The sequence below is a fragment of the Bartonella sp. 11B genome (assembly GCF_002022625.1).
Lineage (GTDB): Bacteria > Pseudomonadota > Alphaproteobacteria > Rhizobiales > Rhizobiaceae > Bartonella > Bartonella rochalimae.
In genome coordinates this window covers 1424984-1443263 of sequence record NZ_CP019783.1, presented here as the reverse complement: position 1 = coordinate 1443263, position 18280 = coordinate 1424984, and the positions used below count along the sequence as shown (strand labels likewise).

The 18280-nt window shown below is 35.7% G+C and carries 11 protein-coding genes and 1 pseudogene; 4 read left to right on the top strand and 8 right to left on the bottom strand.

The genetic code is table 11. The annotated features are described in order from the left end of the window. Positions 1-93: 93 nt before the first annotated feature. Positions 94-309 (bottom strand): cold-shock protein, encoded by a 216-nt coding sequence (locus tag Bho11B_RS06200; protein ID WP_035006956.1) that lies wholly within the window; start codon positions 307-309, stop codon positions 94-96. A 493-nt stretch (positions 310-802) separates the two neighbouring features. Further along, positions 803-3223: an excinuclease ABC subunit UvrB gene (gene uvrB, locus Bho11B_RS06195; protein WP_078673913.1), complete on the bottom strand. Its 2421-nt coding sequence runs from the start codon at positions 3221-3223 to the stop codon at positions 803-805. 636 nt (positions 3224-3859) lie between these two features. Between uvrB and greA the strand changes: the two genes are divergently transcribed. Then, entirely contained in the window at positions 3860-4333 is a 474-nt protein-coding gene (greA, locus tag Bho11B_RS06190) for a transcription elongation factor GreA (protein ID WP_035006958.1), read from the top strand. 6 nt (positions 4334-4339) lie between these two features. After that, positions 4340-5398, top strand: a complete 1059-nt coding sequence (locus Bho11B_RS06185; protein WP_078673912.1) for a glycosyltransferase family 4 protein — start codon at positions 4340-4342, stop codon at positions 5396-5398. Positions 5399-5599: 201 nt separating this feature from the next. On the opposite strand, the gene Bho11B_RS06180 is transcribed toward Bho11B_RS06185, so the two are convergent. Continuing rightward, the gene (locus Bho11B_RS06180; RefSeq protein ID WP_035006962.1) at positions 5600-6994 is read right to left on the bottom strand and encodes a TrkH family potassium uptake protein; all 1395 of its coding nucleotides are present in this window, start codon (positions 6992-6994) and stop codon (positions 5600-5602) included. A gap of 294 nt (positions 6995-7288) precedes the next feature. On the opposite strand from Bho11B_RS06180, the pseudogene trxB reads away from it, so the two are divergent. Both trxB and Bho11B_RS06170 read left to right on the top strand, forming a co-directional pair. Next, positions 7289-8235: pseudogene (gene trxB / locus Bho11B_RS06175) on the top strand (thioredoxin-disulfide reductase). Positions 8236-8293: 58 nt separating this feature from the next. Then, the gene (locus Bho11B_RS06170; RefSeq protein WP_035006966.1) at positions 8294-9199 is read left to right on the top strand and encodes a LysR family transcriptional regulator; all 906 of its coding nucleotides are present in this window, start codon (positions 8294-8296) and stop codon (positions 9197-9199) included. A gap of 533 nt (positions 9200-9732) precedes the next feature. Here Bho11B_RS06170 and Bho11B_RS06165 read toward each other — a convergent pair. The 5 genes from Bho11B_RS06165 to Bho11B_RS06145 form a co-directional block, all read right to left on the bottom strand. Next, positions 9733-10935, bottom strand: a complete 1203-nt coding sequence (locus Bho11B_RS06165; RefSeq protein ID WP_035006967.1) for a pyridoxal phosphate-dependent aminotransferase — start codon at positions 10933-10935, stop codon at positions 9733-9735. A 585-nt stretch (positions 10936-11520) separates the two neighbouring features. Then, positions 11521-11730, bottom strand: a complete 210-nt coding sequence (locus Bho11B_RS06160) for a cold-shock protein (RefSeq protein WP_035006968.1) — start codon at positions 11728-11730, stop codon at positions 11521-11523. Positions 11731-11988: 258 nt separating this feature from the next. Beyond that, positions 11989-15474 carry a carbamoyl-phosphate synthase large subunit gene (gene carB, locus Bho11B_RS06155; protein ID WP_035006969.1) on the bottom strand — a complete coding sequence of 1162 codons (3486 nt, stop codon included), beginning with the start codon at positions 15472-15474 and terminating at the stop codon, positions 11989-11991. 631 nt (positions 15475-16105) lie between these two features. Next, on the bottom strand, positions 16106-17296 hold the full coding sequence (gene carA / locus Bho11B_RS06150; RefSeq protein WP_035006970.1) for a glutamine-hydrolyzing carbamoyl-phosphate synthase small subunit: 1191 nt from the start codon (positions 17294-17296) through the stop codon (positions 16106-16108). Positions 17297-17757: 461 nt separating this feature from the next. Beyond that, the gene (locus tag Bho11B_RS06145) at positions 17758-18009 is read right to left on the bottom strand and encodes a GlsB/YeaQ/YmgE family stress response membrane protein (RefSeq protein ID WP_035006973.1); all 252 of its coding nucleotides are present in this window, start codon (positions 18007-18009) and stop codon (positions 17758-17760) included. Positions 18010-18280 lie beyond the last annotated feature (271 nt).

The following is an 18280-nucleotide window of genomic DNA, read 5'->3' as shown; positions in this document are numbered from 1 at the left end:
TGAATAAAGAAAAGGTTTGTTGAATATAAACATTAATATAGTAAAATGAAATCGGGTTTTAAACCCGATTTCACAAAACGGACTTTGCTTAAATTAACTCATAACATTAATGTTTATAGCTTTTGGTCCTTTACCACGACGGTCAGGCTCTATATCGAATGATACTTTTTGCGCATCATTTAATCCACTGAGGCCTGAAGCCTGAACATCAGAAATATGAACAAAGATATCAGTACTCCCATTATCAGGTTTAATGAAACCAAAGCCCTTGTTATTGTTAAAAAATTTTACTTCGCCCGTCTGAGCCATAGAATATTTCCTTATTTGATTGCCTTTGTAAGGCAGATAGTCAAAAACCGTATTACGCACCTTACGTAAACGGTATATTTAGGCAATTTACGATATCTGAAAAACGTTTTTTATTGTTTTTTGTCAACTTAGAAATTAGAATCAATTTCTAGAAAACTTTTCATAGCACCTTCCGATGTTCGCAATTTATCTAAAAAAGAAAGATTGCTTGAAAATAGAATATTTAACAAGAGTTTTCTTTAGAGAATTTATTTTATTATGTTGTTTTTAATTCATAGTAAGTATAGTGGCTCATTAAATTGTCTTGGATAATGGATAGAACAGAGAAATATTATATTGATATTTTGAGCAACAATTTTTTATAATATATCACTATTTTGGGGTTCTATTAGCGTGATTGTGATAAGAGCTAATTATTTTGTCGCAATTTATAGATTTTAGATTGTTTATTGCAAAAAACTCTTTTCGACATCTCATTTAAAGTATTTTTTGATTATCTTTTTTCTTTTTTGTGTTTTGTCAATAAACCAACATCCATGGTATTAGGGCCCATTTGATCAAGATTTGGTTTCGTGAAAAGACTTGATTTTATCGATTCATCAAGGGAATATTTATTGTTGTACACTAAAGAATCATCTGCAATGGCTAATTCTATTTCTTGTAGTCGTTTGATTTCATCACGAAATTGAGCAGCTTCTTCAAAGTTCAGATCATTAGCTGCTTTACGCATGAGTTTTTCGAGATGCTGAATATGGTTGGTTAGATTGTTGCCAACTTTATTATTTTGCGTGATAAAATGAGAAATCTTGACATTATGGTTATTTTCGCAAACCGAACTTAGAATATCATCAATATTCTTTTTAATACTAGTCGGTGTAATTTGATGCTCTTTATTATAAGCTATTTGTTTTTGTCGACGTCGTTTCGTTTCTTGCAAAGCACGCTCGATAGAACCAGTAATTGTATCAGCGTAAAGAATAACCCGACTCTCTACATTACGTGCAGCTCGTCCAATCATTTGAATAAGTGAGGTTTCTGAACGTAAAAAACCCTCTTTATCAGCGTCAAAGATAGCAACAAAACCACATTCTGGAATATCTAAACCTTCTCGAAGTAAGTTAATACCAATTAAAACATCAAAAGTACCAAGGCGTAGGTCTTGCAGGATTTCAATACGTTCTAGTGTATTAATATCAGAGTGCATATAACGCACACGGATATTTTGTTCATGGAGATATTCGGTCAGATCTTCTGCCATGCGTTTGGTGAGAACTGTTATTAATGTACGATAACCTTTTTTGATTGTTTGGTGAATTTCGTTGACGGCGTCATCGACCTGTGTTTTCACTGGGCGTATTTCTGTTGGTGGATCAATCAGCCCTGTGGGACGAATGACTTGCTCTACAAAGATGCCCTGCGATTGTTCTATTTCCCAGCGTCCGGGTGTAGCTGAAACAGCGATAGTTTGTGGGCGCATTGCATCCCATTCTTCAAAACGTAAAGGACGATTGTCCATACAAGATGGCAAGCGGAAGCCATATTCTGCTAAGGTAGCCTTTCGTCGGAAATCACCTCGATACATACCACCGATTTGAGGAATTGTGACATGACTCTCATCAATAAAAACAAGAGCATGGCTAGGAATATACTCAAACAGAGTTGGAGGTGGTTCACCTGGCTTTCTACCTGTCAGGTAGCGCGAGTAGTTTTCAATTCCTGAGCAAGATCCAGTAGTTTCTAGCATTTCTAAATCAAATATTGTACGTTGTTCTAAACGTTGCGCTTCCAAAAGGCGACCAGCTGCATTTAATTCATCGAGGCGTTTTACTAATTCCATTTTGATTGATTTTATCGCCTGATTTAATGTGGGTCGTGGTGTTACATAATGTGAATTAGCATAAATTTTAATGGATTGAAGATCTGCTGTTTTTTGTCCTGTTAAAGGGTCAAATTCGGTAATTGTTTCAATTTCATCTCCAAACAACGAAATACGCCAAGCACGGTCTTCAAGATGAGCGGGAAAAATCTCAATTGTATCGCCTCGAACACGAAAAGAGCCACGAACAAAGTTTATATCTTGTCGCTGATATTGTTGAGAAACTAAATCAGTTAGTAATTTCTGCTGATCGAGTTTATCACCTTTTTGCATTTGGAAAGTCATTGCTGTATAAGTTTCTACTGAACCAATTCCATAGATACAGGATACAGATGCGATGATAATGACATCATCGCGCTCTAGTACAGCGCGTGTTGCTGCGTGGCGCATGCGGTCAATTTGTTCATTAATAGAGGATTCTTTTTCAATATAAGTATCTGAGCGTGCAACATAAGCTTCTGGTTGATAATAGTCATAATAAGAAACAAAATATTCAACAGCATTGTTGGGAAAAAAGTTTTTGAATTCCCCATAAAGCTGTGCAGCTAAAGTTTTGTTTGGCGCTAAAATGAGAGCAGGGCGTTGTGTCTTTTCAATGATTTTGGCCATTGTATATGTTTTCCCTGAACCGGTAACGCCCAAAAGCACTTGAGTGCGTTCATTTCTCTTAATTCCTTCAACCAAAGATTTGATTGCAATGGGTTGATCACCGGCAGGCTGAAAGGATGTTTTAATTTGAAATGGAATTCCACCTTCCGATTTTTCAGGACGAATAGGACGATGAGGTGTCCATAATGCACCATTTTTAAAAAGAGGATTACCTGAAGCAATGAGTGCAGAAAGAGCTTCAACTGTTGCTGTAACACTATTTGTTTTTGTTATGTTTTTAGATGGTTTAGTATTTATGGTTTCAAATGAAGCATTATGACTTTTCACTGTATGAAGTTTGGCCTTAGAGCACTGCTTCATAACTGCAAATGGGTCTGTTGCTCTTTGATTGATTTGTTTTTGAGTTGTTTTTGATTTTTTGTGTGACATGATGAAAATATTTTATACAGTTATTCCGATATAATTAAGAAAAAAATAAAAGCTTTTGATTGCATTTGTTTTTGAAAGTATGAATTTTCTTTTTATCATTTGATAATGGGTTAAAATATTTTTTGTGATACGGCAGAGGCTACTATAGCTGTTTTGTGATACTGATCCTGGACAGTTATATTCTTTATAAGTAGAGTGAATGGAAGGCTAAGGCTGAGACCACGCTTTTGGTACGCGTAGATTGAGTAGTGTTAATAGGTTCTAGAGCAATTTTTGTAATGTTTTTTGATATTAGGAGTGTGTGCTGTAATCAATAGTTTTATATACGTTTGGTAAAGATTATTTCCACTTTTATATAATGTCCTTTTTAAAATATAATAAGCAGCAAAAAAGACATTTACATCCTTTAATACATTGATAATAACAGAGATATCGCTAAACATATAAAATTTAAGATATAAATTCACTTTCAAAGTGGCTAAAGAATACTCTGTGCTCTTTAGTATTTTTATATGGAAAACAGAATTTCTGTACTATATAATGAAAGCAACTGTAATTTTCGGGTTCCAAGAGTTATCTTGGAGGCCGATTTTTATATCTTTATAAGGTCTTTCGTGTACAAGAAAGGGACGGATTATGGAAAAAGTTCCGATGACTACAGCTGGTTTTGAAAGTCTCAAAGAAGAGTTACGGTGGCGTCAACAACAAGAGCGTCGACGGATTATTGAAGCAATTTCTGAGGCGCGTGCGCATGGTGATCTGTCAGAAAATGCAGAGTATCATGCTGCTAAAGAAGCACAAAGTCATAATGAAGGGCGTATAAACGAGCTTGAAGATTGTATTGCGCGAGCAGAAGTTATTAATGTTTCACGTCTTTCAGGCGATAAAATTAAATTTGGAGCTACTATTAATCTTTTAGATGAAGACACTGAAGAGAGAAAAGTTTATCAAATCGTTGGTGATCAAGAAGCTGACGTAAAAACTGGTAAGATTTCTATTTCTTCTCCTATTGCACGCGCACTTATTGGTAAGCAAGAAGGTGACGTAATTGAAGTAAACGCACCAGGTGGTACGCATAATTATGAAATTATTAAGGTCCAATATATCTAAATCATTATGCGTGTGTCTTTGAAAGAAACTGATATTATTGTTCCACATTTTAAGAAGCGTTTATCAGGGGTCACAACGACGATTATTCATCTTGTTCCATTGCAGCGAAAACAGGGTTTTTATATATCCACTTTAGGGGTAGGGTTGCCAAAAAATTTGCCTGCTCTTTCTTTTAAAGATCTTGTTGGTTTATGGAAAAGTCCAGTAGGAAAATCATTTCGAATTTGGCATGCACGACGCAATATTGAGATGCTTTGTGGGGTTTTCTTGCGCGATGTTTTAAAAATGAAACTTAAACTCATTTTTACATCGGCATCTCAACGTCATCATAAACCTTTTACAAAATGGTTAATTCGCCGCATGGATAAAGTGATTGCTACAAGTGAACGCACTGGAAGATATCTTGAGGTGCCTCATCAAGTTATTCTGCATGGTGTTGATCTTGAGCGTTTTTCACCACCAAAAACCATTGATGATTGTTTTTCAGCTTCTGGGTTATCTGGGAAATATGCGATAGGGTGCTTTGGACGTGTACGCTATTTAAAGGGCACTGATTTATTTGTGGATGCAATGTTAGAATTATTGCCACGTTATCCAGATTGGACAGCGATTATTGCTGGTCGGACTACAGCAAAACATTATAACTTTGAAAAACAATTACGTCAGAAAATTGCTACTGCTGGTTTAAGCGATCGTATTATTTTTCTTGGTGAGATCCAGAATATATCTTTGTGGTATCGTCGTCTTTCACTTTATGTTGCTCCCTCTCGTAGAGAAGGCTTTGGTTTAACACCATTAGAAGCAATGGCATCTCAGACTGCTGTCGTTGCTAGTAATGCAGGGATGTATGAAGAATTAATAACAGAAGAAGCAGGAACAGTTGTTCCTGCAGGAGATCAAGCAGCTTTAACAGAAGCGATTGAATTGTATTTTTCTGATTTAGAAAAAACAATAATGACAGGGAAAAAAGCGTTAACTCATGTTCAGACACATTTCCCTTTGGAAAAGGAAGCAAGAGCAATTGGGCATGTTTATAAGGAAATGTTTGCAGAGGAAATATTTTAAATATACCAGACTCTATTTTTAGATGGAGATGAATAATATTTAAAAGCAAGATACATGCCGTTCATAAACATAATGCTAAGCTTCTGATATTCGTTCGATATTTTTGATGTGCTGATTTATTAAAAGCCCTTTTGGCATTTTATATTCGTTTAAATTTATATCATCATAATGCTTATTCTATGAATTTTCAGATGTTAAATATTAGAATTGTTCGCTCCAAAAAGAACGGGTAAAAAGGACAAAGATCGTTATAATTTCAAGACGGCCGGCAAGCATTAGAGCACTCAAAATCCATAAGGCATGATCATTAATGGTTGAGAAATTTCCCACAGGGCCAATAATACTTCCAAGGCCTGGACCAATATTTGAAAGCGCTGTTAAAGCACCCGTACAAGCAGAAGTAAAATCAAGTCCAGTAGTGAGTAAAAGTGCAGTACCAATAAAAAGACAAAACATATAAAGGCACAAAAAAAGTAAAACTGCTTTAGTAATATCATTAGAGACATTTGAATGATCATAGCGTACTTTTACAATTGCATTGGGAGAAAGAAGTTGTGTCATGTTTGCTTGTGCAATACGCCATAAGATAATTAAACGGTTAACCTTTATGCCGCCGGAAGTAGAGCCAGCACAACCACCCGTGAAAGAAGCAATAAAGAAAATGCCAAGTGCAAAAGGTCCCCAAAGTTGATAGTCTTCAGCACTATAACCGGTGGTACTAATAACAGATGTAAGGTGAAAAATGACATCAAGGAAAATTTTGTGGAAGGGAAGATGATTATGAAATCGCAACCATGTTGCTAGCGCAAAGCTAAAGAGAAAAACAATACTAAGAAAAACGATTACTTGTGGGTCTATGGAACGTTTAGAGTATCCAGGAAGTAATAGTTTAATATAAAGGACAAAAGGTAATGCAGAAAGCAACATGAAGATTGTAGCAATTATTAAAATAGCTGGTTTATCAGAAAAATAACCAAAGGAGGTGTCATGGGTTGAGAACCCAGCTGTTGCTATCGTTGTCATTGCGTGGTTGATAGCATCAAATAATGTCATGCCAGCAGCAAAGTAGGAGAGCATGCAAGCTAATGTTAGTCCAATATAGGCAATAATAATGCCGTTGGCAATTTGGTGGATACGGGGTAATATTTTTTCTGATTTATCAGATGATTCCATATGGAAAAGTTGTATACCGCCAACCCGTAATGAGGGCAAAAGCAATAAAGCTAAGCCGATAAAACCAATACCTCCAATCCAGCATATGATGGAGCGCCATAATAAAATGCTTCGCGATAGATGATCAAGATCAGTAATAACTGTAGAGCCTGTTGTTGTAATTCCAGAGATGGATTCAAAAATTGCTCCTGCTAGGGAAATTGGGAGTGAAGAAAGATAAAAAGGGAGAGCTCCCACTACACTTCCTGTTAGCCATAGACAAAGGGTTAGTGTAAAGCTAAGCCGTGTTGAAAAACGACAAGTAGCTCCTCTCGTTGCTAAAAGAATAAGTGTTGCTAATACAGTTGTAATAGCAAAAGGATAAAGAAAAATCGTCCAATTATGATTGTTATCGCGCAAATCCGCAAGAGCTGGCAAAAGCATAGTCCCTCCCATGATTAATGCAAACCGTGCGCAAATATTAATAATAAACTGAAAAATAGTCGCTCCTTGTCTTTATTTATTGATTGTAATGTTTACCTAATGAGAATTTATACGCTTATGTAATATAAATTTAATGCTTATACTAAGCAAATTATGATAAATTGGCAATGTACCTTTTAATAAAGCTTGAAAAATAGGATTTTACTATAATTCAAGTTCTTAAGAAATGTGTTTTTAAAGACGGTATTTATCATAAACTTATAGAGTGTAATAAAGGCTGAAAAAAGGAGTTTTATAGTGCAATTGCATATTCGTGTTCTTATTATTGGCTCCGGACCTGCTGGTTATACAGCAGCTATCTATGCTGCTAGAGCAATGCTTAAACCAGTATTGATTACTGGAATGCAGCAAGGAGGGCAGTTGACAATTACAACTGATGTTGAAAATTATCCAGGTTTTTCTGATCCAATTCAGGGGCAATGGTTGATGGAGCAAATGGCAAAGCAAGCAGAAAATATGGGTACAAAAATTGTTTATGATAGTATTGTAAAGGCTGATTTATCTAAGCGTCCTTTTACCTTATTTGGAGATTCAGGAACCCAATATTGCTGTGATGCACTCATTATTGCGACCGGAGCACAAGCGCGTTGGCTTGGTTTGGAAAGTGAACAAACCTTTATGGGGAGTGGCGTTTCTGCTTGTGCTACTTGTGATGGTTTTTTTATCGTGGTAAGGATGTAATCGTGGTAGGTGGTGGTAACACAGCTGTTGAAGAAGCTCTTTATTTATCTCATTTGGCTAAAAGTGTAAGTGTGGTTCATAGGCGGGATCATTTTCGGGCAGAAAAAATCTTGCAAGATAGGTTGTTTTCTCGTGATAATATCCAGGTTATTTGGGATCATATAGTGGAAGAAATTATTGGTTCATCTGCTCAGTCTCCAACAGGGGCTGTTGTGACAGGTGCGCGTCTAAAAAATACAAAAACAGGTCAAAAGATGCAAATAGATGCAGATGGAATATTTATTGCTATTGGTCATGATCCTGCTGTTTCTTTGTTTGAAGGGCAATTGAAACAAAAACCAGGGGGATATTTATGGACGGCACCTGATTCAACAGAAACAAGTATTGCTGGTGTTTTTGCCGCAGGGGATGTCGCTGATAATTTATTTCGTCAAGCTGTAACTGCAGCAGGAAGAGGATGTATGGCAGCGTTAGAGGCAGAACGGTTTTTGGATTCATAGATATACATCTCAAAAAGGTAATTTTTATAAATAAAATCAAAAAAGTAGGAGGAAAATTGTGTCATTGCCATTAGATTGGAATAAATTAAGAGTTTTTCATGCTGCGGCAGAAGCAGGCTCTTTTACGCACGCAGCTCAAAGGCTTCATTTATCTCAATCAGCAATTTCGAGACAAGTTTCGGCTTTAGAGCAAGATGTTCGAGTGCCTTTATTTCAGCGTCATGCGCGCGGTTTAATTTTGACAGAGCAGGGCGAAATACTTTATCGTACAGCCCATGATATTTTGATGAAGCTTGAGAATACGCGTTTGCAATTAAGTGAAAGTCGTGAAAAACCAACAGGACATTTACGCGTAACTTCGACTTTTGGAATGGGGACAGGGTGGCTTGCAGAGCATATACCTGAGTTTTTGAATTTGTATCCTGATATGCAAATTCAGCTTTTGCTTGACGATGAAGAGCTTGATTTGACAATGCGTTATGCAGACTGCGCTATTCGTTTACGTCAGCCTCAACAGCCTGATCTTATACAAAGAAAATTATTTACAGTTCATATGCATGTTTATGCTTCAGAAAATTATATTGCAAATTATGGTAAGCCAGAAAAATTATCTGAACTGGATGAACATCGCATTATTTCATTCGGTGAACCTGTGCCACCTTATTTGGTCGGTTTGAATTGGTTACAGAGAGCTGGAAAAAGTGATGATTCAGTGCGCGTTTCGATTTTGCAAATTAATAACATTGTTTCAATCAAAAATGCACTTATGCGCGATCTTGGTATTGCTGTACTTCCTGATTATATTGTGAATAATGATGAGAAACTTATACGTCTTTTTCCTGATATGATTGATATTCCTTCTTTTGATACTTTTTTTTGTTATTCTGCTGCTTTGAAGAATTCAGCAAAATTGAATGTTTTTAGAGATTATATCTTTTTAAAAGCACGCAAATGGTCATTTTAAATAATATGTTTATAGATCTATTGAAGAAGCAAAGGCTTATAATCTAGTAAGTTATGTATTTATTGCACGGCAGATTTATTGAAGTATTTATTTTATAAAATGGGAAAAAATATTATCTCTTGATTACGTTTTCTTGAGTGCTTCCTTTAAGGATCATCGGGTTGATTTTATCTTTCAAGATCTTCTGAGTTTGCCTGGTTTTAGTCCAGCTTTTTTATTAGAGAACAATCAAAAGGCGCGTAAGTGATCTTATCCTTTTAGGAATTGCTGTTATCTCTTTTTTATATGCAATCATATCTAATATAGATGTATGAAAGTGAGCTGCTATCTTTTTTAAGCATCGGTTTGAGAAGTTTTGAGAATATTAAAAAGTACTATTTCCATTATGAACTTATGTCATTTAATGTCTATATTGAGATAAGTTATGGTTTATCTTGAAGAATAAATATTCTTTATAAAATATATTTAATAATTCACGCTATCATTTATTTTTAATTCATTAATACCACCTGGGCAGATGATGATTCAGAATTTCAGGACAAGCTGTTACAAAAGCGCTGGATACGAAAACAAGCTTCTTCAAGTATTTCATCTGATGTTGCGTAGGAGATACGAAATGCCGGTCCAAGTCCAAAAGCAGATCCATGAACAACAGCAACGGACTCTGTTTCCAAAAGAGCCGTTACAAAATCTTCATCACTTGTAATAATTTGACCTTGAGGTGTTTTTTTACCAATAAGCTTTGCACAGGATGGATAAACATAAAATGCACCTTCAGGTGTTGGGCAATCAATACCATAGGCTTGATTGAGCATAGAAACAGCAAGATCTCGACGTGTTTGAAAAATAGTTTTATTTTTAGTTATAAAGTCTTGTGGACCATTCAGTGCTTCTACACCTGCCCATTGTGAAATGGAACTTGTACCAGATGTTTGTTGACCTTGAATGATGTCCATAGCTTTAATTAATTCATGTGGACCACCTGCATAGCCAATTCTCCACCCCGTCATGGAATAGGCTTTTGAAAGACCATTCATTGTCAGCGTACGGTCGTAGAGTTGTGGCTCTACTTGAGCTGGAGTAACAAAAGTAAAATCTCCATATGTTAAATGCTCATAGATATCATCAGTGAGAATATAAATATGAGGGTATTTCATTAAAATATCAGTTAATTTTTTTAATTCATCGTATGTGTACGCAGCACCTGATGGATTCGAGGGAGAATTAAAAATAAACCATTTAGTTTTTGGAGTGATAGCAGCTTCTAGATCTTGTGGTTGAAGCTTATAAAAAAATTCAGCTTTCGTTGCTACGAAAACAGATTTACCACTGTTAAGAGCAACCATTTCAGGATAACTGACCCAATAAGGAGAGGGAATGATAACTTCATCATCTTTATTTAAAGTTGCCATTAATGTATTAAAGAGAATTTGTTTGCCACCTGTGCCAACAATGATTTGTTCTGGTGTATAAGTAAGATTATTTTCTCTTTTAAATTTTGCAGAAATAGCTTGACGCAATTCTGGAATACCAGATATGGGCGTATATTTTGTTTCTCCACGTCGAATGGCTTCAATAGCAGCATTTTTGATATTATCTGGTGTATCAAAATCTGGTTCTCCAGCGCTTAAGGAGATGATATTACGACCTAAAGCTTTTAGAGCACGCGCTTTTTGAGCTACGGCAATTGTTGCGGAGGGCTTGATGGAAGAAAGCTTATCAGCAATGAAAACCATCGTTTCAATTCCTTATAATATAGGCAGGAAATTCTTGATTATAAAAATTACAAAATACATAAAGATTATGTCGTAAAAAACACAAAACTGCAAGAAAACTGTCAGAAAATTTTATTGTAAACTTAGATTTAGTGAATCTAATTTTTTATACTGAGGAAATTTTGAAAAATCAATTCAAGAATAAATTTTCTTTGGTGTTGATAGTGAAGCATTTATCCGATTTTATTTCTACAAGGCATATCAAATTATACAGCCAACTTGGCTGAAAGTTTATAGTTTGTAGATGAGATTAAGCAGATGAAATTAATTGTAAAGATGACTCGTTTATTGAAAAAAATAGATTAAAATTTTTTGTCTTGTAGAGCATTGTGACTTTATTAAATTTCTTATTTGTGTGGTTTTTTGTTATTATCCAATAATAAAATTTTTCATAATTACTGGTTTATGTGTCACATTTTTCTGTAAGTTTATTATAATGAGTTGTGATTAATTTAAATAAAATAGAGAAACAACTTAATCATTATAAAAATCAAAGAATGGAAAACTCGCCTATGAAGGCGAGATAGTTTATAGAATGCTCAAATTTTAAAGAGCAGAAAGATTTCCAGCAGCAAATTTTCCTGAACGGCGGTCTTGAAGAACATCATAAGAGATTTTTTGTCCTTCATTTAAGTTGTGTAAACCAGAACGCTCAACAGCAGAAATATGTACAAACACATCTGCACTTCCATCATTGGGTTGAATGAAACCAAAACCTTTATTTGTATTGAACCATTTAACTGTTCCTTTAGACATAGGAAACTCCTTAGTATATATAATATTATGTATTGAGATTTAAATTTCTCAATACGAGTTTAAATCGAAATTAGGCAGGAGAGATTTCATCAGAAGTGCGATTGCACAGAAAAGAAAGATCGCGTAACCGAAAATACGATGTGAAAAACTATAAAAGATTTTTCGATATAAAGCAAGCCCTATTGATTTTTTGTTATATTCATCAAAGATTGATAAAGAAAATAAAGATATTACATTTTTGGGTACGCAGGGAAATTTTTAAGTAAAATAATTTTGCAAAGAACACACTTCAAGATTGCTAGTTTTGAGTGCTCGAATAGCCTGTGCTGCGGATTCAGCGCCAGCTACTGTTGTGTAGTAAGGAACTCTTTGCATAAGTGCTGCGTGGCGCAATGATTTGGAATCTGAAATGGCACTCGCAGTATTAGTTGTATTGAAAATTAATTGAACTTTTAGATTACGAATAGCGTCTTCAATATGAGGGTGGCCTTCTAGAACTTTATTAATTTTTTCTGCTTTAATGCCATTTTCGACAAGAAATTTTTGTGTTCCAATTGTTGCTAAAATAGAAAAACCAAGCTCGCTTAAACACTTGACAGACTTTAAGATACGTTCTTTATCTTCATCTTTCACAGAAACAAATAAGGTGCCTTCTTTAGGAAGATCAACACCAGCTCCAAGCTGCGCTTTAGCAAAGGCAAGTGCAAAATCATAATCAAGTCCCATTACTTCACCTGTTGAACGCATTTCAGGGCCAAGCAGTGTATCTACACCTGAAAAACGGGAAAAAGGAAAGACTGCTTCCTTAACCGCAATATGTGGTCTTTTCTGTGTAGACGGTATTCCACCATAAGCGTTGAGTGCACTTTGGAGATTTTCTCCGATCATGATACGTGTCGCGATTTTAGCAATTGGTCGACCAATAGTTTTTGCAACAAATGGAACAGTACGTGAAGCACGAGGATTCACTTCTAGGACATAAATTGTTTCATTTTTGATAGCATATTGTACATTCATCAAGCCACAAACATGTAGTGCTTTTGCTAAAGCTTTTGTTTGTTTTTCTAATTCATTAACTAATTTATATGAAAGTGTGCGAACTGGTAGAGAGCACGCTGAATCACCAGAATGGATACCTGCTTCTTCAATATGCTCCATAATACCGACAACAAGCGTTTCTTCTCCATCACACAAACAATCAACATCAACTTCTATAGCTTCTGTTAGATAGGTATCAAATAGAAGCGGATTTTTAGAAAGTAATGTATTGACCTGATCTGTCTTGTTGTGGGGATAACAAGCTTTTATATCTTCTGGCACTAATTCAGGGACTATTTCTAACAAATAATGCTGCAAGTCACGCTTGTCTCGAATAATTTGCATAGCACGTCCACCCAAAACATAAGAGGGGCGTACGACCAATGGAAAATCTAGCTCATGAGCTATGCGTTGTGCTTGTTCAATTGAATAAGCAATATCATTTTTGGGTTGTGTTAAATTAAGTTTGCACAACAATTTTTGAAAACGATCTCTATCCTCTGCAAGATCAATAGCATCAGGTGAGGTGCCTAAAATAGGAATATTATTTTTTTCAAGTGCGCTTGCTAGTTTCAACGGTGTTTGTCCACCAAATTGAACGATAACTCCGACTAATTCACCTTTTTCTTGCTCTGTTTTTAAAATTGCTAAAACATCTTCAGTTGTTAAAGGTTCAAAATAAAGACGATCAGAGGTATCATAATCTGTTGAAACAGTTTCAGGATTACAGTTAATCATGATAGCCTCAAAGCCTGCATCACGCAAAGCAAAAGCTGCATGGCAACAACAATAGTCAAATTCAATACCTTGGCCAATTCGGTTTGGACCGCCACCTAAAATAGCAACTTTTTTGCGTTCAGAAATATTTGCTTCTGAGCACTCCGTACCTGCAAAAGGTCTTTCATATGTTGAGTACATATAAGCTGTAGGTGAAGAAAACTCGGCTGCACAGGTATCAATGCGTTTGAAAACATGTCTAATATTTAGGGATTGGCGTAAGGTAAAAATATCATCTGGTGTTTTTCCAGAAAGATTTGCTAAGCGCGCATCTGAAAAACCCATAGCTTTTAACATGCGTAAATTATCTGCATCATGGGGAAGTCCATGGACACGAATACGTTGTTCTGTTTCGATGATGGACGCTATTTGTTCCAAAAACCATAGGTCAATTTTGCTTATTTGATGGATTTCATTCAGGGATAAACCCATACGCATCGCTTGCGCTACATAACGTAAACGATCAGGACTTGGGATAGCAATAGCCGAACGAATAGAATTTTTTTCATCACCTTCAGCGTGTTCAGGGATTATGATTTCATCAAGACCCGTAAGACCTGTTTCAAGTCCACGGAGTGCTTTTTGTAAAGATTCTTGGAAAGTACGACCGATTGCCATAACTTCTCCAACAGATTTCATTGCGGTAGTTAAGACAGGCGATGAACCAGGAAATTTTTCAAAGGCAAAACGAGGGATTTTGGTGACGATATAGTCAATAGAAGGTTCAAATGATGCTGGTGTTGCACCGCCCGTAATATCATTTTTTAATTCGTCAAGTGTATAACCAACTGCTAATTTAGCTGCTACCTTTGCAATTGGAAAACCGGTGGCTTTTGAAGCAAGCGCTGAAGAACGAGAAACGCGTGGATTCATTTCAATAACAATTAAGCGGCCATTTTCAGGATTGACGGCAAATTGTACGTTAGATCCACCGGTTTCAACCCCAATTTCACGGAGCACAGCAATTGAGGCATTCCGCATAATTTGGTATTCTTTATCGGTTAAAGTAAGAGCAGGAGCAACAGTGATAGAGTCACCGGTATGAACACCCATAGGATCAATGTTTTCAATGGAACAGATAATGATACAGTTATCCTTGTGATCACGAACAACTTCCATTTCGTATTCTTTCCATCCCAGAATACTTTCTTCAATCAACACTTCTGTTGTTGGTGAAGCTTCAAGTCCACGTTCGATAATTTCGTAAAATTCAGAGCGGTTGTACGCAATGCCGCCCCCTGTACCACCAAGTGTAAATGAGGGACGGATAATGGCTGGAAGTCCAATAATATCAAGAGCTTGAACCGCTTTTGCGGTGGCATGAGCTATATAATGTTGCTTGCGATTGGCTTCTGCATTATTCCAATCTTGCTCAAGCTTTTCTAATGCTTGATCAAGTGCATCGCCAGAAAGTTCATTTTTAAGTTTATTATATGCTTTTTCATATAATCGACGATCTTCTTCTTTGAGCTCAGTTGCATTCGCTAACATAGAACGCGGTGTTTCTAAACCAATTTTTGCCATTGCTTTGCGAAATAGAGCACGATCTTCTGCCTTATCAATAGCGTCAGCATTGGCACCGATCATTTCAACATTGTAGCGATTTAAAATTCCCATGCGCTTTAAGGATAAAGCAGTATTAAGTGCTGTTTGTCCTCCCATGGTTGGTAAAAGTGCGTCTGGACGTTCATGAGCAATAATTTTAGCAACTATTTCTGGAGTGATTGGTTCGATGTAGGTCGCATCTGCCAAATCCGGATCAGTCATAATGGTGGCAGGATTAGAGTTCACCAGAATAATTCGGTAGCCTTCTTCTTTTAAAGCTTTACAGGCTTGTGTTCCTGAATAGTCAAATTCACATGCTTGACCAATAATAATAGGTCCTGCTCCAATGATAAGAATAGATTTTATATCTGTGCGTTTTGGCATGGCTTTTTCCTATAGCAAGCACCTATGCGTAGTTGCGGTAGGCAGAAATTAGAATGTTGGCTAAACTCGTTTTATAGGTTAATAGATAAAGAAAGTAATCCATAAAATACTTTTTTATATTTTTTCTTTGGGGATAATGCTTGAAAACAGTGTGCTCTTATAAATAATGGTTAAATAATTTTCAAACGCAAAAGATGAAAGCATGAGTTGATTTCAGCAATGTTAGCTGAAATAGAAGATATATAAAGCGTTATTTTTGTTAATCTAACATGTATTGTAAAAATATGTTTTGAAGCATTATTATATTATACATTAGTAAATACGTTTTTTTGTGTATGCCTTGGTGATTAGTATTATGATATTTCAAATATAACGTTTTTTAAAATATAACTATAAAGCTAGCTTTGGCTGTAATACTGTTTAGGTGGATTTTGTACTAGATAGGTTTAAGAATAACGATAGCACTGTATTTAGAGTTATAGGAGTTTATGGTAAATTATCTTTTTATAATTACATGTCTAATAAAGTATCTTTGATAAATGGTCGGGACTTATTCATACCAGTTTGCAGAAAATACAAGCCTTTATACGAATGATAAAGAAAGTCTAAATACTAAAACTATATGATTAGGTTATTTTTTATAATCCATAATCAAGTTGCGAAAATGGTGAAAAAGATAATGACTATCTTGAGGTCCAGGCGAAGCTTCAGGATGATATTGAACAGAAAAAATCGGTTTTTCGATAATTCGAATGCCGCAGTTTGAACCATCAAAGAGAGAAATATGTGTCTCTTCAACATGTTGTGGTAGCGATGTTTTATCTACGGTGAAACCATGATTCATTGATACAATTTCGACTTTGCCAGTAGTAAAGTCTTTAACAGGGTGATTGGCGCCATGATGCCCTTGATGCATTTTTATAGTTTTCGCTCCTACGGCAAGAGACAGCAGCTGATGACCAAGGCATATGCCAAAAAGTGGTATGTTGCAATCAATGAATGTTTTGATGGTTGGAACAGCATATTTGGCTGTAGCAATTGGGTCTCCTGGACCATTAGAAAGGAAAATACCGTCGGGATTCATAGATAAAATTTCATTTGCATTTGTAGATGCTGGCACAATAGTTATGTGTGCACCCAAGGCCGATATAAGGCGAAGAATATTGCGTTTAATGCCATAATCAATTGCAACAATGTGAAAATTACGTTTGCTATTTACACTATATCCTTTATTCCATATCCACGGGTTTTCATTCCATTCTATTAATTGTTTTGACGTTACTTCTTTTGCAAGATCAAGATTGATAAGACCAGACCATTTTTGTGCACGCTTTTTTAAAGCATTAATATCAAAATTTCCATTTGGATCATGGGCAATGACCGCATTGGGTACACCTTTTTCACGGATAAGAGTGGTTAATGCTCGTGTATCAATATCGTAAAGTGCAATAATTTTTCGTTCTTTAAGCCACTGATTTAGATTTTCATGTGCACGGTAGTTAGAAGGACCAGTAATATCTGCTTTGAAAATAGCACCAACTGCACCATGGTAATTGAGAGGTGTAAGATCTTCAATATCTTCTCGATTAGTGCCTACATTACCAATATGAGGAAAAGTGAAATTAACGATTTGTCCTGTATATGATGGATCTGTGAGGATTTCTTCATAGCCTGTTATGGCGGTATTAAAACATACTTCAGCTTCAACAATTCCTGTAGCACCCGCACCTTTACCTTCGATTACTGTACCATCGGCTAATACTAAAAGAGCTGTAGGCTTATTTGTGCTCCAAGGACTGGGAAGCGAGATGGTTTGTGTCATTGTTTGGGCTCACAATTTGCTATTTGAAGGCGTAATACTCAAAGTCACGCAAAAACCATGCAACTATAATTAATGCTATACATTGTAATTTTTACTTAGAGTTAAAGTATAAGGATATTTTATAAAGAGGTAAAGATCCAGATTTGAGTTTTCTAAAACTATTTAGAGACATTAATTCCTTAGAATGAAGCAAAAAAACAGTGAGGAGTTATGGGCTTTGTCTTATTGGAATAATGAGAAAACCATTACATAGGGTTTTGTTAGATTTGAAAGAAAATTCAATATACAAGTTGGAAAAATAGAGATATGGTAAAGAAACGCTCTGCAAGGCGTCATTGTTTATAATCGGTAATGCTGTAAAAAGCTGTAAACGGGACAATTATGCCCCGAGTTGTTATTGTTACAGTTTCACAACAAAAATAGAGTTTTATTTGCTTTAAAAGGCAATAGAGAACACTATTTTATGATCGAACTTTTCTGCCAATCCATATAAGGATGCAGGCTCCAATAAAACCTGAAATGAGATAACCCAGCCAACCAGCAAAATTGATTTCTAAAAAGCTTAGAAGGAAACTGGCTAATGCAGAACCAACAACACCTAAGATAATATTTAAAAACATCCCTGTTCGGCTGTTCATAAAATATTGTGCAATCCAACCTGAAAGTCCACCAATAATAATAGCCAAGATCCAACTGATATATGTATTTTCCATTCCACTCTCCTATGTCTAAACTTAAACTGTTATGTTTAACTGCAGTAGAAATTAGAGTAAGTTGTTTCAAGGTCAAGAATTATGCATTGTGTTATTTAAAGAGAGCTTGTTGTTTAAAGCTTTATGATGGTTTTTTGTGTTGATTTTCTTAAGCAATGATTGAATTCAATCTATACAGAAAAGATAATTATTCTTTCAAAAAAATGAAGGATTAGCTATTTATTTATGCAAAAGGATCTCTTAGATAAGAATTTTGGAGTATTCTTCGTTC